Source organism: Enterobacter cloacae complex sp. ECC445, from assembly GCF_021892025.1.
Lineage (GTDB): Bacteria > Pseudomonadota > Gammaproteobacteria > Enterobacterales > Enterobacteriaceae > Enterobacter > Enterobacter chengduensis.
Genome location: NZ_JAKLRZ010000026.1, coordinates 54,546 through 79,952, shown reverse-complemented (window position 1 = coordinate 79,952; position 25,407 = coordinate 54,546). Strand labels below are relative to the sequence as shown.

Below are 25,407 nucleotides of genomic sequence, written 5' to 3'. Positions count from 1 at the left end.
GTTGCGCAGGAAGAGCGGAACTGGACCGCTAAATTTATGTTCGTTTAAGCCAATAAATAGACGTTATATCGTTATGAGCATCTCAGGCTTTGCGATGATAAAAGTAAAATAAGTTGTTTCATCTCCAGACCATTGCCTAACGCCAGTCGATTTCTAACATAGTAATTTTTGTTAATTTCGTATTTATTTTTAATTCGACACTGGCTCGTCGTCTTATCATAAACTTTCAGAAGAAAGTTCAAATGGTCGTCCGATAGTCGCGTCGACAGCCTCTGATACAGCACGTCTTTTAATACGCAGGGGTTTTCATTCGCCTGATGTTTAGAGGCGCGCTCGCACAGCTGCTTGAGATCCTTAAGCGTAGTAACAAGGCGGAAGAATTTTAAAAAGCCGTTCTCCGCATTGTCCTCTGGCGCAATAAAATAGGTAAGGCGCATTAATCCCCTTGCCGCAAGGCGATAATAGAGCCATCGGATATTCTCGCTACTTTCTCCTATTGTATCGATGAGAATGTACGATTTATCCAGAATGGTCGCGCTTACTAAGAACTCCAGCCGATTGTCAAAATAAAATATTTCTCTATTGGCTGAGTTCAATGTTTTAATTGCCTGCCTCATGGCAAAGTTTCTTGAAAAAACTAATAGCGCCGTCAAAACTCATTCCTTATGAAATTTATCATCGTCAATGTGAAGGTTTTACAACATATATCCGTTCTAACGAACCACAGTCGATTTTGTACGCTTTCCCATAGATTCTTGTAAAAGGATATCGTTCAAAGCCCACGGTATTAAATGCGTTCTGGATTTTCTTCATCATGGACAACAAATAGGATTTCGAGCACCGTAGTCCATAATCATCAAACACGTGTATGATGATGTCATTATCGTAGACAATTTCGTTATCCATCCCCGCCAGGAGATACTCGAACAGTCTTGCTTTCGTCATGCCGAATCTTTTAATACGTCCATTCTTGATATTGATAAGCGTTCTTGTTGAAAGCCGGTACTCAAGATGATGAAAAATCGTGTATCCATACAGAAGCTCGTCAGAGACAAAAGGCACAAAGACTCCTTAGAAGTTTATCGTTCTCATTTCCATGTCGGCGCCTTCTCCATTCGAAAGGATTTCGGTGTTCATCTGATGCACTGAAATGTTATTAAAATGAAGAAAATGTGACAATGAGACTAATTTATCAAAGCAAAAAACCACAAAAGCATTAAATGCGATATAAAAAACCACTCAATTTGATTTTTTAAGTTTAAAAACACAAATGTTTCATTTATGTTTTTTATTTCCGCATCTAGAAACAAAAATTTCACATCAATATGTTTATCTAAAATTAACGAATAATTAGCAATAAAACCTACAAAAAATAAACATTATTTTATAATCAATAAGTTACAAAGATATCCCACCCCTGTTAAACCTAGTCTTAATAGGGTTAAATTAGGATTTTTCATGACATCTTTTGCGATTTCCCCGAATGAAAACTGACAAACACTGAACATTCTTTACATTGAAACATTCCAGGCAGTTCCAAAAACCAAATTTAAATAAATAAAATCAATAATTTGAGTTATTAACCACTCCCAGATCAATTTTCTCGCCGCAAATTAACAATAATGGTCGCGGCTTCATGCAGGCAAAAAAAAGGGCAAGGTTTGCTAACAACCTTGCCCGTAGATCATCTGAAGACGTTTGAAGGAAATCAGGTATCCGGGAACATCACGCTATTCCCCGGCGCTTCCCTGTGCAGATGGATAAAGTTCAGGTGGCGTTCATACTGGTCCAGAATGTCCGTTATCACCTGCTCCTTGCTGTAGTCCATCAAATCATTCCCCTGGCTCCCTTCCAGCAGGAAGGTTTCAAGCCGGTAGTAGGTCGACTTCCCGCTGCGCGCCCGGTAGGTAAACCCGGGAACGGAATACTGCTGCGGCCAGATCTGGTAGACAAAGTTCTGCTCGTCGCCCATGTGCACCAGCAGGTCCAGGTGCCCCAGGTTTTCGCCTTCATCCGGCGGCAGATTTTTCAGCTCCACGTAGGCACCCCGCAGGCGCAACTCCTGTGCGACTTCCTCCATCGCCGGGAAGCAGACCGTCTCCATCATCTGTTTGGTGTAGCGCGTGCCGGGATAGTTCATCAGGCGCGACAGGCGCTTTTTCCAGCTCAGCCTGTCCTGCGCGCCCATCGGACGCGGCGCGGTATCACGGCTGGCGCTGACGCGGCGGTAGTCTTCCACCTTGAGCGATTTATACAGCCCGGCCATCACGAAGAAGATAACGAAGCTGAACGGCAGGCCCATGATCACCGTGGTGTTCTGCAGCGCCGAGATACCGTTGGTCATCAGCATGCCGAGCGTCAGAAGACCGATGGCGACCGACCAAAAGATGCGCAGCCAGTTCGGCGCGTCGCTGTTGATGTCCTTCAGCTTCGAGGTAAAGTTCCCCAGCACCAGCGCGCCGGAATCCGCCGAGGTGACGTAAAACAGCAGGCCGGTAATGGTCGCCACGGAGGCGCTAAAGGTGAACGCCGGGTACTGCGCCAGCAGGCTATAGAAGCCGCGCTCCGGATGCGCCATCGCTTCCTGAGCAAACCCCGCATTGCCGTGGATGATCTCGTGCAGCGCGCTGTTGCCGAACACCGAGAGCCACAGCAGGGTAAAGGTGAACGGGATAATCAGCGTGCCCATCACAAACTGGCGGATGGTGCGGCCACGCGAAATTCGCGCCAGGAACAGGCCGACAAACGGCGACCACGCCACCCACCACGCCCAGAAGAACAGCGTCCAGTTGTTCATCCACTCGACCGGGCGGTCGAAGGCGAAGCTGTTCAGCGTCATGCCCATAAAGCGGTTAACGTAGTCGCCCACGTTGAGCACTAAGGCGTTGAGCAGGAACGAGGTGTCGCCCATAAACAGCACGAACAGGATCAGCCCCAGCGCCAGCGCAACGTTCAGCTCGGAGAGCACGCGGATGCCCTTATCTACGCCCGACGTCACCGAAATGGTGGCGATAATCACCGACAGCGCAATCAGCGCCGCCTTCGCCGCCATCGAATCCGGAATATCAAACAGCACGCTCAGCCCGTAGTTGAGCTGCACCACCCCGATACCGAGCGTCGTCGCGATGCCGAAGATGGTGCCGATCACCGCCGCGATATCCACGCTGTGGCCAATCGGCCCGTTGATCTTTTTACCGAAGATCGGGTACAGCGCGGAGCGGATGGTGAGGGGCAAATTATAACGATAGCTAAAGTATCCGAGCGCCATGCCCATCAGGGCGTACATCGACCAGCCCGTCAGGCCGTAGTGGAACAGCGTCCAGACCATCGCCTGGCGCGCGGCCTCCATGGTCTGCCCCGCCCCTTCCGGCGGCTGCATATACTGCGTAACCGGCTCGGCCACGGAGAAGAACATCAGGTCGATGCCGATGCCCGCGGCAAACAGCATCGCGGCCCAGCTCAGCAGGCTGAACTCGGGCTTGGACTGCTCGGGCCCGAGCTTCACCGAACCGAAGCGCGAGCAGGCAATGCAGACCACGAAGACGATATAGAGCGTCGCGGCCAGCAGGTAGTACCAGCCGAAGGTCTTCGACACCCAGTTCAGGGTGCGCCCAATCCACTCGGCGGAAAAATCACGAAAGAAGATCGTCGTCAGGGAAAACAACAAAATCAGCCCGGCGGAAGTATAAAAAACGACCGGGTTGATTTTGTCTTTTTCTCTGTCTTGTGAAAGGTCTGTCATCCAGTATCCCCACTGTTTTTGTAACTATTAAAATCCAAATCCGCAACAATTAAGACACATTTTATATTGAACGTCCAATCAAAAACCGCTTTAATGTATTACCAATGCTGATGAATGGAGTGGCAACAATGCCCAAAGTGGGGATGCAGCCGATCCGGCGCAGGCAGCTTATTAACGCCACGCTGGAAGCAATAAATGAAGTGGGAATGCATGACGCGACGATCGCGCAGATCGCCCGTCGGGCGGGCGTTTCCACCGGGATCATCAGTCACTATTTCAAAGACAAAAACGGTCTGCTGGAAGCGACCATGCGCGACATCACCGGCCAGCTTCGCGACGCGGTATTAAGCCGCCTGCACGCCCTGCCGAACGGCAGCGCGGAGCAGCGACTGCAGGCGATTGTTGGCGGCAACTTTGATGAAACCCAGGTCAGCAGCGCGGCGATGAAGGCCTGGCTGGCCTTCTGGGCAAGCAGCATGCACCAGCCGATGCTCTACCGTCTGCAGCAGGTGAGCAGCCGTCGCCTGCTGTCGAACCTGGTGTACGAGTTCCGCCGGGAGCTGCCGCGCGAGCAGGCCCAGGAGGCGGGCTACGGGCTGGCGGCGCTGATCGACGGACTGTGGCTTCGCGCCGCGCTCAGCGGCAAGCCGCTGGATAAGGCCCTGGCGCAATCGCTGACCAGCCACTTTATCAGCCAGCATTTACCGACCGAATAACCGAGGAGAATTTATGTCCCGAATGGCAGAACAGCAGCTTTATATCAATGGTGGTTATACATCCGCCACCAGCGGTCGCACCTTCGAGACCATCAACCCGGCCAACGGTGAAGTTCTGGCGAGCGTGCAGGCCGCCGGGCGCGAAGACGTCGACCGCGCCGTAGAAAGCGCAGCGCGCGGGCAAAAAATCTGGGCGGCGATGACCGCCATGGAGCGCTCGCGCATCCTGCGTCGCGCCGTGGATATCCTGCGCGAGCGCAACGACGACCTGGCAAAGCTGGAAACCCTCGACACCGGCAAAGCGTATTCCGAAACCTCGACCGTGGATATCGTCACCGGCGCGGACGTGCTGGAATACTACGCGGGGCTGATCCCGGCGCTGGAAGGCAGCCAGATCCCCCTGCGTGAGACCTCGTTCGTCTACACCCGCCGCGAGCCGCTGGGCGTGGTGGCGGGTATCGGCGCGTGGAACTACCCGATCCAGATTGCCCTGTGGAAATCCGCACCGGCGCTGGCGGCGGGCAACGCGATGATCTTCAAGCCGAGCGAAGTGACGCCGCTCACCGCCCTGAAGCTTGCCGAAATCTACACCGAAGCGGGCCTGCCGGACGGCGTGTTTAACGTCCTTCCGGGCGTGGGCGCGGAGACCGGCCAGTACCTGACCGAGCATCCGGGCATCGCGAAGGTCTCCTTCACCGGCGGCGTCGCCAGCGGCAAAAAGGTGATGGCCAACTCGGCGGCCTCGTCCCTGAAAGAGGTGACGATGGAGCTGGGCGGCAAATCCCCGCTGATTATTTTTGACGACGCGGATCTCGATCTGGCGGCGGACATCGCCATGATGGCCAACTTCTTCAGCTCCGGTCAGGTGTGCACCAACGGCACCCGCGTGTTCGTGCCCGCGAAATTTAAGGCCGCGTTTGAGGAGAAAATCGTCGAGCGCGTGGGCCGCATCCGCGCGGGCGATCTGTTCGATGAACGCACCAACTTTGGGCCGATGGTCAGCTTCCCGCACCGCGACAGCGTGCTGCGCTACATCGCCAAAGGCAAAGAGGAAGGCGCGCGCGTGCTGTGCGGCGGCGACGTGCTGAAGGGCGAAGGGTTTGACAGCGGCGCGTGGGTGGCCCCGACCGTGTTCACCGACTGCACCGACGCGATGACCATCGTGCGCGAAGAGATCTTCGGCCCGGTGATGTCCATCCTCACCTACGAAACCGATGAAGAGGCCATTCGCCGCGCCAACGACACCGACTACGGGCTGGCGGCGGGGATCGTCACCGCCGACCTGAACCGCGCCCACGGCGCCATTCATCAGCTCGAAGCGGGCATCTGCTGGATCAACACCTGGGGTGAATCCGCCGCAGAGATGCCGGTGGGCGGCTACAAACACTCCGGCATTGGCCGCGAGAACGGCGTGATGACGCTGCAGAGCTACACCCAGGTGAAGTCCATCCAGGTTGAGATGGGTAAATTCCAGTCCATATTTTAACCGGGAGGTTTATTTGCAATTTGACTACATCATCATCGGCGCCGGCTCTGCCGGCAACGTGCTGGCAACCCGACTGACCGAAGATCCGAACACCACCGTGCTGCTGCTTGAGGCGGGCGGGCCGGATTACCGCTTTGACTTCCGCACCCAGATGCCCGCCGCGCTGGCGTTCCCGCTGCAGGGCAAGCGCTACAACTGGGCATACGAAACCGAGCCAGAGCCGTTCATGAACAACCGCCGCATGGAGTGCGGGCGCGGTAAAGGGCTGGGCGGTTCATCGCTGATCAACGGCATGTGCTACATCCGCGGCAACGCCATGGATCTGGATAACTGGGCGAAAGAAGATGGCCTGGAGCACTGGAGCTACCTCAACTGCCTGCCCTACTACCGCAAGGCCGAGACGCGCGACGTGGGGCCGAACGACTACCACGGCGGCGACGGTCCGGTGAGCGTCACCACCTCTAAGCCGGGCGTGAACCCGCTGTTTGAGGCGATGGTGGAAGCGGGCGTGCAGGCGGGCTATCCGCGCACCGACGATCTCAACGGCTATCAGCAGGAAGGCTTCGGCCCGATGGACCGCACGGTCACGCCGCAGGGCCGACGCGCCAGCACCGCGCGCGGCTATCTGGACCAGGCAAAGCCACGCCCGAACCTGACCATCCGCACCCACGCCATGACCGACCACATTATTTTCGACGGCAAGCGCGCGCTGGGCGTCGAGTGGCTGGAAGGGGAAAGCACCATTCCGTCAAAAGCGACGGCGAATAAAGAGGTGCTGCTGTGTGCCGGGGCCATTGCCTCCCCGCAGATCCTCCAGCGCTCCGGCGTGGGCAACGCCGAGCTGCTGAAGCAGTTCGATATCCCGCTGGTGCACGACCTGCCCGGCGTGGGCGAAAACCTGCAGGATCACCTGGAGATGTACCTCCAGTACGAGTGCAAGGAGCCGGTCTCCCTCTACCCTGCCCTGCAGTGGTGGAACCAGCCGAAGATTGGCGCCGAGTGGCTGTTTGGCGGCACCGGCGTGGGCGCGAGCAACCACTTCGAGGCGGGCGGGTTTATCCGCAGCCGCGAAGAGTTCGAATGGCCGAACATTCAGTACCACTTCCTGCCGGTGGCGATTAACTACAACGGCTCGAACGCGGTGAAAGAGCACGGCTTCCAGTGCCACGTGGGCTCCATGCGCTCGCCGAGCCGCGGCCACGTGCGCATCAAGTCCCGCGATCCGCACCAGCATCCGGCGATCCTGTTTAACTACATGTCGCATGAGCAGGACTGGCAGGAGTTTCGCGACGCGATTCGCATCACCCGCGAGATCATGCACCAGCCTGCGCTGGACAAATACCGCGGTCGCGAGATCAGCCCGGGCGTCGAATGCCAGACCGACGAGCAGCTGGACGAGTTCGTGCGTAACCACGCCGAAACCGCCTTCCACCCGTGCGGTACCTGCAAGATGGGCTATGACGAGATGGCGGTTGTCGACGGCGAAGGCCGCGTTCACGGGCTGGAAGGGCTGCGCGTGGTGGACGCGTCGATTATGCCGCAGATTATTACCGGCAACCTGAACGCCACCACCATCATGATTGGCGAGAAGATTGCCGACGCCATTCGCGGGCGCGAGCCGCTGGCGAAAAGCACGGCGGCGTATTACGTGGCGAACGGCGCGCCGGTTCGACGCTAAGCCGTTTCCCCTCTCCCCGCCGGGGAGAGGGAATTCACTTTCCCGCCAAAAATTTATTTTCATTTGCCTGCATCCAGTTTCCCCCTTGCCCTCGTATGTGAGTATGTTAGCAACCCCTTTGCTCCTTAATCCGAGGATAAATGATGAAAAAGCTACTCAGTGTTGCATTCGTATCCAGCGCTTTGCTCTTCTGTGCAGGCGCATCAGCGGCCATGACGTCAGGCTCCGTGATGGTGGGCGGAGCGGAAATGTTCCCAAGCAAAAATATTGTTGAAAACGCCGTCAACTCAAAGGATCACACCACGCTGGTGGCGGCGGTGAAAGCGGCCGGACTGGTGGATACGCTGCAGAGCAAAGGGCCCTTCACCGTCTTTGCGCCAACCGATGCGGCATTTGCGAAATTGCCTGCGGGTACGGTCGACAATCTGGTGAAGCCAGAAAATAAAGCGCTGCTCACCAGCATCCTGACCTATCACGTGGTGGCGGGTAATTACGATATGAAAGCGCTGGAGCAGAAAATTAAACAGGGCGGCGGCCACGCGGAGCTGAAAACCGTTAACGGTCAACCTCTGTGGATCATGAGCAACGGCCCGCACAATATTCAGCTCAAGGATGGTAAAGGTAACGTGGCGAATATCAGCACCTATGACGTCCATCAGAAAAATGGCGTGATCGATGTCATTGATACCGTCCTGATGCCTAAGTAGTTGTCTATACTTCGGAAGTGTGACGTTGCCTTCCGGGAAAAACATGGATAACGCGCTGGCTGAACAGCAGTTGAAATTAATGCAGGCGGTCGCAAACGGCGATCGCCGCGCATTTGAACAACTTTACCGACTCACTTCACCGCATCTGTTTGCCGTCGCGCTGCGCATGCTGCGTCACCGCGCCTGGGCAGAGGAGATCCTTCATGACTGTTTTGTCACCGTCTGGAGTAAAGCCGAAACCTATGACGCCGCCCTGAGCTCTCCGATGACCTGGCTTACGCATATTGTTCGCAACCGCTGTATTGACTGGCTGCGCAGCGGGCAAACCCGCGCTGCCGCCCGTGAAGAGTCGTACTCGGAAGATATTCTGCTGAGCGAAAACAATGAGCAGAACAACTGGCATGACGACGCGCAGGCAGCACGGCTCAGGCATTGTCTGGAACATCTGAGCCACGAACAGCGTCAGAGCATTACGCTCGCCTACTATCAGGGCATGTCCCATAGCGACATTGCCGACTGGCTCCAGCAGCCCGTGGGCTCGGTGAAAAGCTGGATCCGCCGCGCGATGGATCATCTTCGGGAGTGCGTGGGCCTATGAATGACAGCGAAAAACGCGACGACATGCTGGCTGCAGAATATGCCCTCGGCACCCTGCGCGGCGGGGCGCGGATTCACTTCCAGAAAAGGCTTGCCGCTGAGCCAGATCTGGCCGCCCGCGTGGCGTACTGGCAGGAAATGTTGAGTACGCTCGATAGCCATCTTGCGCCCGTTCATCCACCCGAGACGGTGTGGAAGAGGATCGCGCTCGATCTGCCGCCGAAAAAGCCTTTGCGCCAAAGCCGGTCTTATCTCGGCTGGATGGTCGCGGCCAGCCTCGCCGCCGTTACCGTCGTGACCTGGTATTCCACCCGCACGCCGGAACTCGCACCGCTGATGGTGCTCAACGATGCCCAACAGCACGGGCAATGGATCGTCAGTGCGGACAGCAGCCGCCAGTATCTGAGCATTACCCCCCTTAGACCGAACGCTATTGCGGCGCAAAATAGCCTGCAACTTTGGCTGATCCCTGCCGGGAAGGCCCCGATATCCCTGGGTCTGGTGCATAGCGACGTCCCGACCCGTGTTGCCATCAGGAACAACACCCTTACCCCTGACGCGATGATAGCCATAAGCCTTGAACCCGAGGGGGGATCACCCACAGGCCTCCCCACCGGCCCCGTACTTTACAGTGGAAAAATATAATCCTCGTGCCTTATTCGCAGGGCCGCGGGGGTCATGCAATTTCATTCTGATCATATGATTGTTACATATAAGAATTAAATATTAGGCTTGCAATTAATTTAATTATTAAAAAACGTCATTGACATTCTCTTCCGCACTCCATTAAGTTTTAATTGAGCATTATTTCATTCCAGATACAGAATATATCAAAAACGAGCGTTTAAGAATTCTTCATCATTCTTAAACCTTGCCCTTCTTTTTATTTATTTTGAATCATACAACAGTGAGATAAGATCATGAATAATAGTGGAAACAAAGTTATTGTTATCACCGGTGCCAGCAGCGGTATCGGTCAGGCCATTGCCCTTCATTTAGCCAATAAACCGTTTTCGCTGGTCCTGGTGGCGCGCCGCCTGGACAGAATTAACGCCCTGGTGGATCAAATCATTCAGCAGGGCGGGCAGGCGATTGCCGTTAAGGCCGATGTGACCCATCAGGAAGAGGTACAGAAGGCTATAAACGCCGCCATCGCCGCATACCAGCGCGTCGATGTACTGATCAACAACGCCGGCTATATGGCTATCGCCCCCATCAGCGAGCTGAAAACCGACGAATGGGACAAGATGATTGATACCAATCTGAAAGGCGTACTGTACGGCATCGCGGCGGCGTTACCGGTGTTCCAGCGTCAGGGCTGCGGGCATTTTATTAACGTGGCCTCTGTCGCGGGCATTAAGGTACTGGCCCCTGGCGGCGTGGTATATAGCGCCACAAAATTCGCCGTCCGCGCGCTGAGTGAAGGGTTACGCCAGGAGGTGGGGAATACCATCCGCACAACGCTTATTTCGCCCGGTGCCGTTGAAAGCGAGCTGCAGTTCGGTAGCTCTGATGCCCCGAGCAAACAGTTCCTGCATGAATTTTATAAGCAGGCTATTCCGGCAGAGTCGATTGCCCGTTCCGTTTTATTTGCCATTGAACAGCCAGCTGATGTTGATATTAATGAAATTGTTGTTCGTCCGACGCAGGAAGAATTTTAGCCTGCGTTAAATAAAACTGAATGAGGTGTCATTATGATTAAATCATTAACGTCCTTATCAGATCTTAATATGCGAACCGGTGCCGATATTCTCCTTGAAGTGCTGGAGAGTGAAGGCGTGGAATATATATTTGGCAACCCCGGCACGACCGAACTGCCGCTCATTGATGCCCTGCTTCGCCATGAAAATATTCACTATATTCTGGCACTCCAGGAGAGTAGCGTGGTCGCCATTGCCGACGGCTATGCGAAAGCCTCCGGCAAAACGGGCTTTATCAACCTGCATACCGCCAGCGGACTGGGGCACGGCATGGGGAATCTCATTAATTCGCGGATCATGAAAACCCCGCTGGTGGTCACCGTCGGACAGCAGGATACGCGCCACTACGTTCGCGACCCGCTTCTGTATGATGACATTGTTTCCATTGGTTCCCCGGTGATGAAATGGGCGCAGGAGGTGACCAGCGCCGACCAGCTCCCGGTGCTGGTGCGCCGCGCGTTTCACGCCGCCAGCTATCCTCCGGCGGGTCCCGTCTTGCTCTCATTGCCAATGAACGTAATGGAAGAACTCAGCGACGCCGGGATACAAACGGCCTCCAAAGTGAATTATCACACCGTTGCGGGCTCGCTGGACGAGCTGGCAGAAGAGTTGAGCCAGGTCGCCTCCGGCAGGATCATGGTCGTGGCCGGAGATGAAGTGCACTCCAGCGGCTCGACGTCCGAGATTGTCCAGCTGGCGGAAAACCTCGGCGCTCATGTCTACGGTTCTTCCTGGCCGCTGAATTTACCCTTCCCCACGCAGCATGCGCTCTGGCGCGGCAATATGCCCACCACCGCCAGTGAAATCGCCAGCATCGTCAATGCCTATGACGCCATTTTTATCATCGGCGGCAGAAGCCTGATCACCATTTTATACAGCGAAGGGGACGCGATTCCGGGTTCATGCGCAGTCTATCAGCTCTCCGCCGACATGAACGAGCTGGGTCGCACCTATGCCACCCGCCTCTCGGTGATGGGGGATATCAAACTCTCACTGCAGGCGCTTTTACCGATGCTTGGGCAGCGCCAGGTGGCAGGCAAGTTGATCCATCAGCAGTTGCTGAAAACCGCGCGCAGCGAACGTGAAAAAGAGTGGCAGCAGCAGGAAGAACGCCTGTCGGCCGAGCGGCTACGCCCCGCGATCTCACCGATGGTGGCGGCATATGAAGTCATTAAAGCCGTTCCACCAGGCACCACCATCGTCGATGAAGCCATTGCCACAGCGCGACACATCCGTCGGTTTATCTCCGACCAGCAACATCAGCGCTACTTCTTCATGCGCGGCGGCGGGCTTGGCTGGGGTATGCCTGCGGCAGTGGGTCATTCGCTGGGGCTGGGCCGCGAGCCGGTGGTCTGCCTGCTGGGCGACGGTGCCTCCCTGTATTCCCCGCAGGCACTCTGGACGGCGGCGCATGAAAACCTGCCGGTCACCTTTATCGTCATGAACAACCGGGAGTACAACATTCTGAAAAACTTTATGAAGAGCCAGGCTGGCTACAGCTCAACGCAGCTCGGGCGTTTTATCGGGATGGACCTGGTGAACCCGCATATCGATTTTCAGTCTCTTGCCACCGCCATGGGCGTCCACTGCTGCCGGGTGACCGATGCCGCAGATATCGCCGCAGCGGTGACAAAGGGCGTCCAGTCCGGAGAAACCAACCTGATTGAAATCGCCATTTCCGCAGATTAATTATCCGTTCCAGCTGTACCCTACATAAAAGACTTATAACCGAAACGCCTCAAGCCGCTTAATCTGCCGCCCTTCGTCGTCAAAATTCTCCGTCGCCAGCCAGGCGCGCAGCTCCGCGTCCCGTTGCGGCCATTCGCCGTCAATAATAGAGAGCATATCGCTATCGCGATTTCGTCCTTTACGCACCAGCTTCTGGCGCAGGCGTCCTTCCCAGACAAACCCCAGCCGCTCCGCCGCGCTGCGTGACGCAATGTTCATGGAATCGCACTTCCACTCGAGGCGGCGGTAGCCGTGCTCAAAGGCATTTTTCAGCAGCAGCCACACCGCTTCGGTACCGAGGCGGGATCCTTTCATCCTGCGCGACCAGGTCACGTGCCCGATCTCCACCGACCCCAGCAGCCGCTCGTTCGCCATATAGCTCACCAGCCCTACCGCGCGTTCGGTGCATAAATCAATGACGGCAAACGGCACCAGCTCATCGTCCATGACCTTCGCCATGATCCAGTGCGCGGTGGCTTCCACACTCGAGGGCTGCGTGCTGGCAAGCCATGTCCAGTCGCTGTCGTCGCCCAGCGCATAGGCCTCATAGAGATCGGCCGCGTGACGGTCGGCATTCAGCGGCTCCAGGCGACAATACTGGCCGAACAGCGGCGTTCGGGTTAATACGCGCGCGCCTTTCCAGTCGGGAACGATGTCGTTAACGGTTTGACCATGTTGATTGATTTCGGGCACGGCGGTGACTCCCTGAAAGGTAAGGCATTTGTTATAGCAGGTTAAAAAGCGGGCGAAAAGCCGCGCATTCTAATAGCCCGAGCGCATGCGATATTCCAGGAAGGCATAAGCAAAGCTGAATTTCGACTTTGCGGAACGTCAGAGTCGACCTAACGTAGCGAAGCATAAAACAATCACAATATATTCTTCTCAGGGATCGCTATGACGAAAAAACTGTTGCCGTTACTGGTGCTGGCCGCGCTCTCAGGCGCAGCCCACGCCGCTACTCCGCCCAACACGCTGGTGGTTGCTCAGGGGCTTGATGACATCGTAAGCCTCGACCCGGCGGAAGCCAACGAGCTTTCCAGCATCCAGACCGTGCCGAGCCTGTATCAGCGCCTGGTACAGCCGGACCGCGATAATCCGGAAAAAATCACCCCGATTCTGGCAGAAAGCTGGGAAGCGGACGCGGCAGCAAAAACCCTGACCATCAAGCTTAAGCCCGATGCCAAATTCGCCTCCGGCAACCCGCTGCGCCCGGAAGATGTGATTTTTTCTTATACCCGCGCCGTAACGCTGAACAAATCCCCGGCTTTTATCCTTAACGTGCTGGGCTGGGACGCGAGCAACATCGCTAGCCAGCTGAAAAAGGTGGACGACCATACTCTCCAGCTGCACTGGACGGCGGACGTTAGCCCGTCGGTGGCGCTGAATATTCTCTCCACGCCGATTGCCTCCATCGTCGATGAAAAGCAGGTCGCGGCAAACGTGAAGGATAACGACTTCGGCAACGCCTGGCTGAAAATGCACTCGGCGGGCAGCGGCGCGTTCAAAATGCGCGTCTATCAGCCGCATCAGGCCATCGTGCTGGAAGCCAACGAGTCAGCCCCCGACGGCGCGCCGAAGCTGAAAAGCATCATCATTAAAAACGTCCCCGATCCGGCATCGCGCCGCCTGCTGATCCAGCAGGGTGATGCGGACGTGGCGCGCGATCTGGGTGCAGATCAGATCAGCGCCCTGGACGGCAAGCCGGGCGTGAAGGTGCTGAGCATTCCGTCCGCCGAGCAAAATTACCTGGTGTTTAACACCGGCAACAGCGCCAACCCGCTGCTGAACAACCCGGCGTTCTGGGAAGCCTCGCGCTGGCTGGTCGATTACGACGGCATCACTAAAAATCTGCTGAAAGGGCAGTATTTTGTTCATCAGAGCTTCCTGCCGGTCGGGCTGCCGGGCGCGCTGGAAGACAATCCATTTAAGTTTGACCCGGCAAAAGCGAAAGCTATTCTCGCCAAAGCGGGCATTAAGGACGCGCACTTCACGCTGGACGTCGAGAACAAGCCGCCGTTTATCACCATCGCCCAGTCGATGCAGGCGAGCTTTGCTCAGGGCGGCGTGAAGGTGGATCTGCTGCCTGCCGCCGGGAGCCAGGTTTATGCCCGCGTGCGCGCTAAGCAGCATCAGGCGGCGATTCGGCTGTGGATCCCGGACTACTTTGATGCGCACTCTAACGCCAGCGCCTTCGCGTGGAACGACGGTAAATCCAGCACCGTGGCCGGTCTGAACGGCTGGAAAATCCCGGAGCTGAACAAGGCCACGCTGGCGGCGGTTGCCGAGCCGGAACCGGCGAAGCGACTGGATCTCTACAAGCAAATGCAGGAACAGCTGCAGCAGAGCTCGCCGTACGTGTTCGTCGATCAGGGCAAAACCCAGATCGTGGTGCGCGATAACGTGAAGGGGTATCAGCAGGGGCTGAACGCGGACATGGTCTGGTACGATCGCGTTACGAAGTAGCCCTTGTTGCCGGGTGGCGCTGCGCTTACCCGGCCTACGTTTTCGGTTTTGTAGGCCGGGTAAGGCGAAGCCGCCACCCGGCATGAAGAGATTTCCCATGCCACATCTTTCCACCCGCGTGCTGCAGGGTCTGCTGACCCTGCTGCTCACGCTTTTCGGGCTGCTGCTCGTCACGTTTGCGCTTTCGGCGTTTTCACCGGTCGATCGCGTGCTGCAGATCGTCGGCGATCATGCCAGCCAGTCCACGTACGATCAGGTACGCCACCAGCTTGGGCTGGATCGTCCCCTGCCCGTGCAGTTCTGGCACTACCTGCAAAACCTTGCCCAGGGCGATCTCGGTACGGCCAGCGCCACCGGGCAGCCGGTGCTGCAGGACCTGCTGCACGCGTTTCCCGCCACGCTGGAGCTGGCAACCCTGGCCTTGATCGTCGGCGCCGTGCTCGGCGTGATTGCCGGGCTGCTGTGCGCCCGCTTCGCCGGTTCGCCGCTCGATTTAGCGATCAGAACGCTCACCCTGCTCGGCAACTCGGTGCCGATCTTCTGGCTCGGCCTGCTGATGCTGGCCCTGTTCTACGCGAAGCTGCAGTGGAGCGCGGGCCCCGGCAGGCTGGACGATATCTGGCAGTTCACCGTCGAACCGCGCACCGGCTTTGCGCTGGTGGATACCTGGCTTTCCGGCGATCGCGAGGCGTTTCGCAACGCCGTCAGCCACCTGGTGCTGCCGGTGCTGCTGCTGGCCTATTACTCGCTGGCGAGCATCACGCGGCTGACGCGATCCGCCAGCCTGAGCGAAATGAATAAAGAGTACATCCTGCTCGCTCGCGCCAAGGGAGCCGGGGAGATGGCTATCCTGCTGCGCCACGTGCTGCCGAACATTCGCGGCACCCTGCTGACGGTGATCGCCCTCGCCTACACCAGCATGCTGGAGGGCGCAGTGTTAACGGAAACCGTCTTTTCCTGGCCGGGGATCGGGCGCTACCTCACCACCGCCCTGTTCGCCGGCGACACCACCGCCGTGATGGGCGGCACGCTGCTGATTGGCGTCTGCTTTGTGCTGATCAATAACCTTACCGACCTGCTCGTGCGGGCGACCGATCCCAGGGTGCGCTAATGCCGTTTTATCTTTTCTTACGCCGCCTGCGCCGCTCCCCCGCCGCGCTGTGCGGGCTGGTTGCCATCGCGCTGCTGGTGGTTATCGCCCTGTTCGCACCGTGGCTCGCGCCGCTTGACCCGAACTGGCAGGACGCCGCCGCGCGCCTGCAGGTCCCGAACGGCCAGCACTGGCTGGGCACCGACAGCTACGGGCGGGATCTGCTCTCGCGCCTGATTTACGGCACCCGCCCGGCGCTCGGGCTGGTGGCCTTAGTCACCGTAATTACCCTGCCCGCCGGGCTGCTGGTGGGGATTTTGTCCGGCTACTACGGCGGCTGGATGGAGCGCATCCTGATGCGCTTTACCGACGTGGTGATGTCGATGCCGCGCCTGATCCTCGCCTTCGCGTTTGTGGCGATGCTCGGCCCGGGGCTGGTCAACGGCGCGCTGGCGCTGGCCTTAACCACCTGGCCCGCCTACGCGCGGCAGGCGCGGAGCGAAATCCAGCGTCTGCGCCACAGCGATTATCTGGCGGCTGCCGAGATGATGGGCATTCGCGGCCCGCGCCTGCTGGTCGGCCATATTCTGCCCCTGTGCCTGCCCTCCGCGATTGTGCGGCTGGCGCTGGATCTGGCGGGGATTATTCTGGCCGCCGCCGGTCTCGGCTTCCTCGGCCTTGGCGCGCGTCCGCCAATGGCCGAATGGGGGGCGATGATCGCCGACGGCATGCAGGTCATTTTCGACCAGTGGTGGATTGCCGCCGTTCCGGGCGGAGCCATTCTGTTTGCCAGCCTGGCCTTTAACCTGCTGGGCGATGGCCTGCGCGACGTACTGGAACCACATCATGACTGAACAACGCGTTATCGTCGATGCGCTGAATATCGACTACCCCGCCGCGCGCGTGGTCAACAACCTGAGCTTTACGCTTGGCAACGAGCGGCTGGCGCTGGTCGGGGAATCCGGCTCGGGCAAGTCGATGTCCGCCCGCGCCCTGATGGGGCTGGTGCGTAAGCCCGGCGTCGTGAGCGCAAACCGGCTTCACGTGCTCGGCCACGACCTGCTGACCCTGAACGCCCGCCGCTGGCAGGCGCTGCGCGGCAACGGGATCGCGATGGTCCTGCAGGACCCGCGCTACGCGCTGAATCCGGCGAAAAACGTCGCCGCCCAGCTTGATGAGGCGCTGACCCTGCATCAGCGCCTGCCCCGCGCGGAACGCCTGGCACGCGTTCATGACGTCATTCGCGCCGTCGGGCTGAGCGAGCACGTCCTCCAGCGCTACCCCGGCGAACTTTCCGGGGGCATGGGCCAGCGGGTGATGATCGCGATGGCGCTCGTCAACAATCCGCAGGTGCTGATTGCCGACGAACCGACCTCCGCGCTGGACGCCCGCCTGCGCAACCAGATCCTCGAACTGCTGGTGCAGCAGAGCGAAGAACGCCAGATGGCGATGCTGTTAATCAGCCACGATCTGCCGCTGGTGGCGGCACACTGCGACCGCTTGCTGGTGATGTATCAGGGAGAGAAAGTTGACGAGATGGCCGCACGCCAGCTCCCGCAGGCAACGCATCCGTATACGCGCACCCTGTGGACCTGCCGTCCAGACGCCAGCACCTATGGGCAGATGCTGCCGACGCTCGACCGTTCGCAGCCGTGGAAGGAGGCCAACGATGGCGCTCGTTGAGGTTAACCGGGTTCAGGTCACCTTCGGGGAAAAAACGGCGGTCTCTGCCGCCAGCTTTGCTATTGAGAAAGGCGAAACCTTCAGCCTGATGGGTGAATCCGGCTGCGGCAAATCGACCCTTTTGCGCGTGCTGGCGGGGCTGCAGCGCGAGTGGCGCGGGAACATGACGCTGCTGGGAGAGACGTTAACGCCCGGGCAACGTTTTCAAGGCTCGCTGCGCCGCAACGTGCAGATGGTGTTTCAGGATCCGTGGGCGTCGCTGCATCCGAACCACACCGTTGCGCGCACGCTGTCGGAGCCGTTAAAGATTCACGGCGAAACGCAGGTTGCTGAAAAAGTGGCGGATGCGCTGCACCAGGTGGGGCTTTCCGCCGACGCGGGAAAGCGTTACCCGCACCAGCTTTCCGGCGGCCAGCGCCAGCGCGTGGCCATTGCCCGGGCGCTGCTGCTGCGCCCGCGTCTTCTGCTGCTGGATGAACCCACCTCGGCGCTGGATATGTCCGTACAGGCTGAAATTCTGAACCTGCTGACGCGTCTTAAAGCCGAGCACGAGATGACCTATATGCTGGTGAGCCACGACGCGGACGTGATTGCCCATATGTCCGATCGGGCGGCGTTTATGGCGCACGGGGCGATTCAGAAGGTGTTCGATCGTGAGGCGATGTTGCGGGGCGAGCACAGGATGGGGTAAACCGTGCGGCGGCGTGTGCCGCGCGGATTTCGTAGGCCGGGTAAGGCGAAGCCGCCACCCGGCAAAAAATCACTTCAGCAGCTTCACCGTGGCATCAATGTCGATCTCATCTTCGGTGAAGATCAGCGTCGTGTTCTGGAAGGTGGTGATCGCCAGCTTCTTCACCGCGCGCATTTCGCCCGGCTTTTTCTCGGATTTTGGCTTGATGCTGTTCATCAGCAGCCCCACCGACAGCACCGCGTTCTCTTTGTCGATTTTGGTATCGACCGGTTCTTCTTCGGTAAACACCACGAAGGATTTAATCGAGGTGAGCTTCACGCGCTCGCCTGCAATATAGAGGTGCTTGCTTTCGGGGATCACCTTCACCGCATAGGCGGAAAGGCCTTTGTTGTTGGTGGTCGGCTCGAAGGTCACCGCGGCATCTTTCTTAATCAGATCGGGGTTCGCGACCTTAATCACGTGAAAATAGCGGTTGTCGCCGTTTTCATCTTTGATAAATCCAAAGCCTTTATCTTTAAACCACGTTGTGATTGTACCGTTCATCGCTGTTACCGCCTGTCAGATCGTAATGACTAAAGTTTTGCAGCGCGCAGTGTAATGCACAATGGCGGAGGAGACAAAAAAAAGCCCCTGCACGGGTGCAGGGGAAAACTCATGTCAGAGCTTATTAGTATTGAGTTTTTAGTTGAACACCATCCCACCATCGATGAGCAGAGACTGGCCGGTCATGTAGTCGGAATCCGGTCCCGCCAGGTATGAAACGCAGGCGGCGACATCTTCCGGTTCGGACAGGCGGCCAAGCGTGATGCGTTTGGCAAAGGTTTCGGTCCCGTAGCCGAGCGGTTTACCCGCCGCCTCGGAGACCTGACGGTCGATCTCCGCCCACATCGGCGTTTTGACGATGCCCGGGCAGTAGGCGTTAACGGTGATCCCCAGCGGGGCGAGATCCCGTGCGGCGGTCTGGGTTAAGCCGCGCACCGCGAACTTGCTGGAGCTGTACACCGCCAGCTCCGGGTTGCCGGTGTGGCCCGCCTGGGAGCAGGCGTTGATGATTTTGCCGCCGTGTCCCTCTTTGCGAAACGCGTCGATGGCGGCCTGAATGCCCCAGATCACCCCTTTCACGTTGATGTTGTAGACCTTGTCGACAATCTCCGGCGTGATGGATTCGATCGGCGTGGACGGCGCGATCCCGGCGTTGTTCACGATCACGTTAAAGCCGCCCAGCGCGGTGCGGGCCTTCTCGACCGCCGCAAACACCTGCTCGCGGTCAGAGACATCGACCTTCACGGCGACGGCCTTGCCGCCGTTGCGGATGATTTCATCGGCGACGGCTCTGGCCGTCTCCGCGTTATAGTCGGCGATGGCGACGGCAAAGCCATCCTTCACCAGACGCAGCGCGATCGCTTTACCAATCCCCTGGCCTGAGCCGGTTACGAGAGCAACTTTTTGCATTTCTCTGTCCTTATATTGAGTCACAAAATCTGGCTGAGATGGAGCTGGCCCATCAGCAGCGGGTTATCGCTGTAGTCGACGGGGATCGCCACCACGGCAGGCCCGTCCACATCCATCGCCGCGCGCAGCGTCGGTTCGAGCGCCTCGGCGCTTTCTACGGCAAAGCCTTTCGCACCGAAGGCGTCGGCATAGGCTTTGAAATCGACCGGGCCGAACTCGACGCCGGAAAGGCGCTGATATTTTTTCTCTTCCTGAATCGCCACCATGTTGTAGCCGTTATCCACCCAGATGATGTGCAGCACGTTTGCGTTGAGGCGTACCGCGGTTTCCAGCTCCATGCTCGACTGCAGGAAGCCGCCATCACCGGAGACCGACACCACCTTGCGGCCCGGATTGACCAGCCACGCGCCAATCGCCCACGGCAGCGCGACGCCCATGGTCTGCTGGCCGTTGGAGATCATCACCTGACGCGCGCGGAAGCTGTAAAGGTAGCGGGCGATCCAGATGTGGAAGCTGCCCATATCCACGGTGAGCGTCACGTCGCTATTCACGATGTCCTGCATGGCCCGCACGATGCGCAGCGGATGCAGGGCAAACTGGTTGAGCGAGGCGCCGCGGCGATCGAGCAGATCGCGCTGATGCTGGCGATCGACCAGGATTTCAGACGCCCGCGGGCTCAGCGCCAGCTTGTGATCGATGCGGTTAGCGAGCAGGTTCAGCGTTTCGGCGATATCCCCCACCAGCTCGAGATCCGGCACGTAGTTACGCTCTTCATAGGCAGGCAGCACGTCAATGTGCACCAGCGTGGCGTCGCCGCTGTTCCACATGGACGGCTCGTATTCCACCGGGCTGTAGCCGATGCAGATAATCAGATCCGCCAGATGGAGCAGCCGGTCGCCCGCCTGGTTATTGAACAGCCCGACGCGTCCGGCGAAGCGGGTAAAGTTCTCCTGGTTCACCGCCCCGGCGGCCTGATAGGTGCTGGTGACCGGAATGCGGCTTTTCTCCAGCAGCGTGCGCAGCGCGGCGCTGTTCGCGGGCTGGCTGGCCATCAGGCCAAGCAAGATGACCGGGTTTTTGGCGTTTTCGACGAGCTTCGCCACGTCGTTAATCGCTGACTCGGGTGCCGGGCCCATCCGCGCCGCGCCGCTGGCGGGCAAAATCGCCCCCGTCGCGGGCTGGTCAACGATATCCTGCGGCAGGCTGACGAACGCGCCCCCCGGCCTGCCGTGCTCGGCGGCGCGAAACGCGTTCGATACCACCTCGGCAATCGCGTCCGGCGAGCTGACCTCAACGGCGTATTTGGTCACCGGGCTGAACATGGCGACGGTGTCCATGCTCTGGTGCACCAGCTTGGCTTTATCGGCGCGTTTGACCGCCCCGCCCAGCGCCACCACCGGATCGCCCTCGCTGTTGGCGGTGGCAATGCCGGTGATCAGGTTGGAACAGCCCGGACCGGAGGTCACCAGCGCCACCCCGGCTTTGCCGGTCAGCCGTCCTACCGCGGCCGCCATAAACGCCGCGTTGGCCTCATGACGCACCGGAATAATTTCGATGGAGGAGTCCAGCAGGGAGTCAAAGACCTTGTCGATTTTCGCGCCCGGGATGCCGAACACCTGCTTCACGCCCTGCGCTTCCAGCTGGCCGACAACCATATCGGCGCCGTGCGCCCACTGACGTGACTGTTTCTCACTGTTCACGGTAGTTCTCCTGTTAGTTTTCGACGGAACGGATCGCGGCATCCAGATTGCTGGGGTGAAGGTTGGCCTGTAAAAACGCGCTGTCGGCGGGCAGGTCAATCATCAGCTTGTGAATTTCACCGAAGGTGAGCACGCCGCTCTCCAGCTGGTAGTCGAGCAGGTGTCCCCCGCCCTGACGGTCGTCGGTGATGAAATGCTCGTGATAGCCGGCCACGTTGATGCCCTGCATGTGCTGCGGCGTGCGGAACCCGACCAGCACGCCCTCGCGCTGGTTGAAGCGGAACACCGGCTGGTCGTCCAGCACGTCGGTCATCGCGCGGTACGGCGGCGTCTGGCGCGGTACGGTGCGGGTGTGGGCGTGGCGGAAATTGCCGTCGATACGCAGCGCGCAGAACAGGTTATCGGACGGGATCTGCTGGTCGATCGCATCGTGGATCTGCTGACGGCTGATCGGCGCATCGAAGGTTTTACGGTACTGCGGCTGAAACCAGGTCATCACCGCAAACGGCGTTTTCTGCTCCGGCTTCGCGGCCCGGGCGCTGCCGTCGGCGCGCAGCTGGTACACCTGGCTGCTGAAGGCAATCATTTCGCCGTCCAGCTCGTTGAAGGTGCCCAGACCAAAATCACCGTGTGCCAGCAGATCGGCGATGGTGGTCTCTCCTTCGTACACGCCGCTTAGCAGGGCGCTCATTAGCGATGTTTGATAGATCACGCTGTCAGGATGCTGGGCGGAGAACCCCCGCAGGGTCTCGCACAGGCTGGCCTCACAGTCGCAGGCAGATGAATGCATCATCGTGCTTGTCCTCTTCAACTTTATTTAGAAAGGTTAAATAAATGTTGACCCGATTCAGCAGAGAGTTCCAATATAGAAACCATGCTGGTTTGAGACGTTTTAGATATGGAACTTCGTTATCTGCGGTATTTTGTCGCCGTTGCACGCGAGCGGCACTTCACCAAAGCGGCCAAAGCGCTGGGTATTTCACAGCCTCCTCTGAGTCAGCAGATCAAACGGCTCGAAGAGGAAGTGGGCACCCCGCTGTTCAGGCGCCTGACGCGTGGCGTGGAGCTGACCGAGGCGGGAGAAGCCTTCTATGAGGACGCCTGTAAGATCCTGGCGCTGAGCGACGCCGCGCTGGAGAAAGCCCGCGGCATCGCGCGCGGGCTGAACGGCAGCCTGTCGATTGGCATCACCAGCTCCGACGCTTTTCATCCTCAGATTTTCGCGCTGATCCGTCAGTTTCAGGTGCAGAACATGGCGGTGCAGGTTCACCAGGTGGAGGCCAATATGTCTTCGCTGACGACGATGCTGGCGGACGGTGAACTGGATATCGCCTTCGTGCGCCTGCCGTGCGAAAGCAGCAAGGCGTTTGAGTTAAAAATCCTCGACCGGGAGCCGATGGTGGTGGCGCTGCATCGCGACCATCCGCTGGCGGCGTGCGATGCGCTGGCGTTAGAGCAGCTGCGTGATACGCCGGTGGTGCTGTTCCCGCAGGAGGTCGCGCCGGGGTTGTACGAACGGGTTTACGGCTGCTGCGAGCGGGCCGGGATCGACGTGCAGCACGCGCTGCAGTCGTCGCAGCTTTCATCGTCGCTGAGCATGGTTTCCGCGGGCGGCGGCTTCGCGCTGGTGCCGAAATCGATGGCGGCCATCTCTCCGCCGAATGTCACCTATCATGCGCTGAGCTCACCGGCGCTTTATACCGATATCGCACTCTGCTGGCGGCGGTTTGAGCGCTCGCGGACGGTGAAGCGGTTTTTGACGATGATGAGCGAGGGGTAGCGGCCGGTTTGGTTGGTGGCCTTTGTAGGCCGGGTAAAGCGCAGCCGCCACCCGGCAACATAGCCTCCGTCGTCAAATCCAGACGTCGTTCTCTGCGGTGCGCTCCCCGCCTTCGTGTCCGGTATTCAGGACCCCACAAGGTTCTATCATCATCATTTTTACCGTCGTTTCAGCAGACGTTTTATGTTCAACGCCTTTTGGCACAACGTACATTTCCCCTGGATTGACGAGCACATGTCCGTCACGAAAATCAATACGTAACACGCCCTCGACCACGATGAATGCCTCATCGGTTTCAGGGTGCGCGTGCCATATAAAATCACCCGATATTTTGACGATTTTAATCTGATAGTCATTCATCTGGGCGATGACTTTAGGCTGCCAGTGCGCGTCGAAGAGAGAGAATTTATTGTCTAAATTGACAGGACTATACATTGCGACACTTCCTATGGTTGAGAAGCGTCCAGGATAGAATAAGGCCGGCGTGCCGGTCTTGAACGATCGTGCAAATCAGGCAGGATGACCTTTAATGAATTTTTGCCAGCGCCCCGGCGACATTCCCATCGTTTTGATGAACTGACGAGTCATGTGACTTTGATCTGAAAACCCCGCTGCAGCGGCAGCCTCAGCAAGCGACAGGCCCGCCTGAATCAGGCGTCGACAGTATTCAAGTCGACGCATGGTCACATAGCGATAAGGACTCGTTCCATAAAGCGCACGAAAATCCCGGCTCAGGCTCCAGCGATCTCTGCCACTGACGGCGGATAAAGTATCCAGCGTAATAGTGTGAATGAATTCAGTGTGTATATATTCGCGCGCGCGTTCTGCGGATTGATAATCCACCCGATTGCGGCGAAAACGTTGTCCTCCCACGACGGCCAGCGTGTGGGCGAGATCGTAGAGCGCATCGTCTTCTTCCAGCGTATCGAAAGATTCTTCCGGCGCTTTTAACAGCGGTTCGGTCGCTGCAAAAAGCCGGGGATCGGATGAAATTCCTCCGGGAATAAACGGCAAAGGCTTTCCGCCCAGGATTTTTTGAATTAACGCCGGATCGATATACAGCATCCGATACTGGAATCCGTCGTTCGTTCCCGCCTCTCCGTCATGTATTTCGTCAGGGTGCAGGACCATTGTCCCGCCCGGCAGGCTATGTTGTTTACTTCCCCGATAGTGAAAACTCTGCACCCCGGATAAGGTCCGGCCTATGGCATAAGTATCGTGACGATGCGGCTCATAGCCATGCCCGCTGAAATACGCCTCTATGCGCTCTATTTTCCCGGGTTGTTGCGCCAGTCTGACCCAGTCTTTGTTAGCTTTTGCATTCGACATATATGACACCTGATGCCCTGTGAGGGTGAAACAACACCATAAACGCATCGGGTGCAGTTTGGAAAGTCGTTGCAGGCAACGCGGGATCGGATCCAGGACTTTGCTGTTTTATTGATATACGCTCCGGAACTACGTTTTCCTGGTAATTGTTTGCCGCATGCCATCTGTTACTCTGACAGAGTGCAAAGGATGACAAGGACGTGAAATGCTGAACCCCGGATTCGTTACCCGCAAAGCAATGGTTCGGATGGAGGAAACGGTTCGGATGGCACCGTCTCAGCGCCGGGCCGCGCAGGTTGTCCGGGCGGAACAGATCCGGACGCGTCGGGAAAATTTTATCTTCCCGGAACAAAACAGCAATGCAATCCGGGGAAGCAGGATGCAGTGAAAAGCACCAGGCAATCAGATGCAGAGTGACAGTATGCTAACGCATCCTGGTTCTACATCCTCACTCGCCTCCTTCTTCAGGCATTAATACATGCGCCGGAATACGCAGAGCTAGACTTTCGCCTCCGCACCTAATGCGGCCTGCACCGCTGGACGGGCACTGATTTTTTCCCTGTACGTCAGCAACGCAGGCCAGGGGCTCAGCTCAATGGAGAAGAACTTGCACCATCCCAGCACGGTGAAAAGATAGGCATCCGCCACGCTAAATGCAGGGCCTGTCAGATATGCGTTTACGGAAAGCGTCTCCTGAAGAAAATCGAACCGCCTGAACAGCTTCTCACGAAAAATGGATTTGACCTCTTCGGGCAACACGCGGTTGAAAAGAGGTGCCGATCCGGCGTGTATTTCGCTGGTGATAAAGTTTAGCCATTCCTGAAGCCGCACTCGCTCCCAGCTGTCTGCACGCGGCGCCAGCCCC

General features: G+C 57.9%; 24 protein-coding genes and 1 pseudogene. 15 read left to right on the top strand and 10 right to left on the bottom strand.

The window, feature by feature from the left end; genetic code table 11:
• Window positions 1-71: 71 nt before the first annotated feature.
• Window positions 72-653 carry a hypothetical protein gene (locus L6R44_RS19045; protein ID WP_237425099.1) on the bottom strand — a complete coding sequence of 194 codons (582 nt, stop codon included), beginning with the start codon at window positions 651-653 and terminating at the stop codon, window positions 72-74.
• Between the two features lie 1,055 nt (window positions 654-1,708).
• Window positions 1,709-3,742, bottom strand: a complete 2,034-nt coding sequence (gene betT / locus L6R44_RS19040; protein ID WP_032638721.1) for a choline BCCT transporter BetT — start codon at window positions 3,740-3,742, stop codon at window positions 1,709-1,711.
• A 128-nt stretch (window positions 3,743-3,870) separates the two neighbouring features.
• Between betT and betI the strand changes: the two genes are divergently transcribed.
• From betI to L6R44_RS19000, 8 genes are all read left to right on the top strand, one after another.
• Window positions 3,871-4,458 carry a transcriptional regulator BetI gene (gene betI / locus L6R44_RS19035; protein WP_032638719.1) on the top strand — a complete coding sequence of 196 codons (588 nt, stop codon included), beginning with the start codon at window positions 3,871-3,873 and terminating at the stop codon, window positions 4,456-4,458.
• A gap of 13 nt (window positions 4,459-4,471) precedes the next feature.
• Complete coding sequence (gene betB, locus L6R44_RS19030) at window positions 4,472-5,944, top strand: betaine-aldehyde dehydrogenase (RefSeq protein WP_237425098.1); 1,473 nt, start codon at window positions 4,472-4,474, stop codon at window positions 5,942-5,944.
• 13 nt (window positions 5,945-5,957) lie between these two features.
• Window positions 5,958-7,622, top strand: a complete 1,665-nt coding sequence (betA, locus tag L6R44_RS19025) for a choline dehydrogenase (RefSeq protein ID WP_237425097.1) — start codon at window positions 5,958-5,960, stop codon at window positions 7,620-7,622.
• A gap of 143 nt (window positions 7,623-7,765) precedes the next feature.
• Complete coding sequence (locus L6R44_RS19020; protein ID WP_023334833.1) at window positions 7,766-8,329, top strand: fasciclin domain-containing protein; 564 nt, start codon at window positions 7,766-7,768, stop codon at window positions 8,327-8,329.
• A gap of 43 nt (window positions 8,330-8,372) precedes the next feature.
• Window positions 8,373-8,927, top strand: a complete 555-nt coding sequence (locus L6R44_RS19015; protein WP_023334832.1) for an RNA polymerase sigma factor — start codon at window positions 8,373-8,375, stop codon at window positions 8,925-8,927.
• Entirely contained in the window at window positions 8,924-9,571 is a 648-nt protein-coding gene (locus tag L6R44_RS19010) for an anti-sigma factor (protein ID WP_237425096.1), read from the top strand. Before L6R44_RS19015 ends, L6R44_RS19010 begins: the two co-directional genes overlap by 4 nt.
• Before the next feature lie 275 nt (window positions 9,572-9,846).
• Window positions 9,847-10,587: an SDR family oxidoreductase gene (locus tag L6R44_RS19005; RefSeq protein WP_237425095.1), complete on the top strand. Its 741-nt coding sequence runs from the start codon at window positions 9,847-9,849 to the stop codon at window positions 10,585-10,587.
• 33 nt (window positions 10,588-10,620) lie between these two features.
• Entirely contained in the window at window positions 10,621-12,315 is a 1,695-nt protein-coding gene (locus L6R44_RS19000) for a thiamine pyrophosphate-binding protein (RefSeq protein WP_237425094.1), read from the top strand.
• 33 nt (window positions 12,316-12,348) lie between these two features.
• On the opposite strand, the gene L6R44_RS18995 is transcribed toward L6R44_RS19000, so the two are convergent.
• Window positions 12,349-13,047, bottom strand: coding sequence for a GNAT family N-acetyltransferase (locus L6R44_RS18995; protein WP_032638704.1), 699 nt, complete (start codon window positions 13,045-13,047; stop codon window positions 12,349-12,351).
• 201 nt (window positions 13,048-13,248) lie between these two features.
• Between L6R44_RS18995 and L6R44_RS18990 the strand changes: the two genes are divergently transcribed.
• From L6R44_RS18990 to L6R44_RS18970, 5 genes are all read left to right on the top strand, one after another.
• Window positions 13,249-14,817, top strand: a complete 1,569-nt coding sequence (locus L6R44_RS18990) for an ABC transporter substrate-binding protein (RefSeq protein ID WP_237425093.1) — start codon at window positions 13,249-13,251, stop codon at window positions 14,815-14,817.
• Between the two features lie 97 nt (window positions 14,818-14,914).
• Window positions 14,915-15,928: an ABC transporter permease gene (locus L6R44_RS18985; RefSeq protein WP_237425092.1), complete on the top strand. Its 1,014-nt coding sequence runs from the start codon at window positions 14,915-14,917 to the stop codon at window positions 15,926-15,928.
• Window positions 15,928-16,761, top strand: coding sequence for an ABC transporter permease (locus L6R44_RS18980; protein WP_237425091.1), 834 nt, complete (start codon window positions 15,928-15,930; stop codon window positions 16,759-16,761). The genes L6R44_RS18985 and L6R44_RS18980 overlap by 1 nt, the downstream gene beginning before the upstream one ends.
• Complete coding sequence (locus L6R44_RS18975; protein ID WP_237425090.1) at window positions 16,754-17,590, top strand: ABC transporter ATP-binding protein; 837 nt, start codon at window positions 16,754-16,756, stop codon at window positions 17,588-17,590. The genes L6R44_RS18980 and L6R44_RS18975 overlap by 8 nt, the downstream gene beginning before the upstream one ends.
• Window positions 17,577-18,281, top strand: a complete 705-nt coding sequence (locus L6R44_RS18970; RefSeq protein WP_237425089.1) for an ABC transporter ATP-binding protein — start codon at window positions 17,577-17,579, stop codon at window positions 18,279-18,281. The genes L6R44_RS18975 and L6R44_RS18970 overlap by 14 nt, the downstream gene beginning before the upstream one ends.
• Window positions 18,282-18,350: 69 nt before the next feature.
• Here L6R44_RS18970 and L6R44_RS18965 read toward each other — a convergent pair whose 3' ends face one another.
• The 4 genes from L6R44_RS18965 to budA form a co-directional block, all read right to left on the bottom strand.
• The gene (locus tag L6R44_RS18965) at window positions 18,351-18,824 is read right to left on the bottom strand and encodes a cold-shock protein (RefSeq protein ID WP_237425088.1); all 474 of its coding nucleotides are present in this window, start codon (window positions 18,822-18,824) and stop codon (window positions 18,351-18,353) included.
• Between the two features lie 138 nt (window positions 18,825-18,962).
• Window positions 18,963-19,733, bottom strand: a complete 771-nt coding sequence (locus L6R44_RS18960) for a (S)-acetoin forming diacetyl reductase (protein WP_032638691.1) — start codon at window positions 19,731-19,733, stop codon at window positions 18,963-18,965.
• Window positions 19,734-19,753: 20 nt separating this feature from the next.
• Window positions 19,754-21,475, bottom strand: a complete 1,722-nt coding sequence (gene alsS / locus L6R44_RS18955; protein ID WP_272930140.1) for an acetolactate synthase AlsS — start codon at window positions 21,473-21,475, stop codon at window positions 19,754-19,756.
• A complete protein-coding gene (budA, locus tag L6R44_RS18950; RefSeq protein ID WP_237425087.1) occupies window positions 21,447-22,226 on the bottom strand; it encodes an acetolactate decarboxylase in 780 nt (259 codons plus the stop codon). Before budA ends, alsS begins: the two co-directional genes overlap by 29 nt.
• Window positions 22,227-22,331: 105 nt before the next feature.
• On the opposite strand from budA, the gene L6R44_RS18945 reads away from it, so the two are divergent.
• On the top strand, window positions 22,332-23,213 hold the full coding sequence (locus tag L6R44_RS18945) for a LysR family transcriptional regulator (RefSeq protein WP_237425086.1): 882 nt from the start codon (window positions 22,332-22,334) through the stop codon (window positions 23,211-23,213).
• Window positions 23,214-23,285: 72 nt separating this feature from the next.
• Here the strand turns inward: L6R44_RS18945 and L6R44_RS18940 are convergent, their stop codons facing one another.
• Together L6R44_RS18940 and L6R44_RS18935 are read right to left on the bottom strand one after the other, a co-directional pair.
• Window positions 23,286-23,648 (bottom strand): cupin domain-containing protein, encoded by a 363-nt coding sequence (locus tag L6R44_RS18940; RefSeq protein WP_237425085.1) that lies wholly within the window; start codon window positions 23,646-23,648, stop codon window positions 23,286-23,288.
• A gap of 75 nt (window positions 23,649-23,723) precedes the next feature.
• Window positions 23,724-24,542 (bottom strand): AraC family transcriptional regulator, encoded by an 819-nt coding sequence (locus tag L6R44_RS18935; RefSeq protein ID WP_237425084.1) that lies wholly within the window; start codon window positions 24,540-24,542, stop codon window positions 23,724-23,726.
• Between the two features lie 205 nt (window positions 24,543-24,747).
• On the opposite strand from L6R44_RS18935, the gene L6R44_RS18930 reads away from it, so the two are divergent.
• The gene (locus tag L6R44_RS18930; protein WP_237425083.1) at window positions 24,748-24,930 is read left to right on the top strand and encodes a hypothetical protein; all 183 of its coding nucleotides are present in this window, start codon (window positions 24,748-24,750) and stop codon (window positions 24,928-24,930) included.
• 110 nt (window positions 24,931-25,040) lie between these two features.
• Here the strand turns inward: L6R44_RS18930 and L6R44_RS18925 are convergent.
• Window positions 25,041-25,406: pseudogene (locus tag L6R44_RS18925) on the bottom strand (glutathione binding-like protein); the annotation flags it as partial.
• Window position 25,407 lies beyond the last annotated feature (1 nt).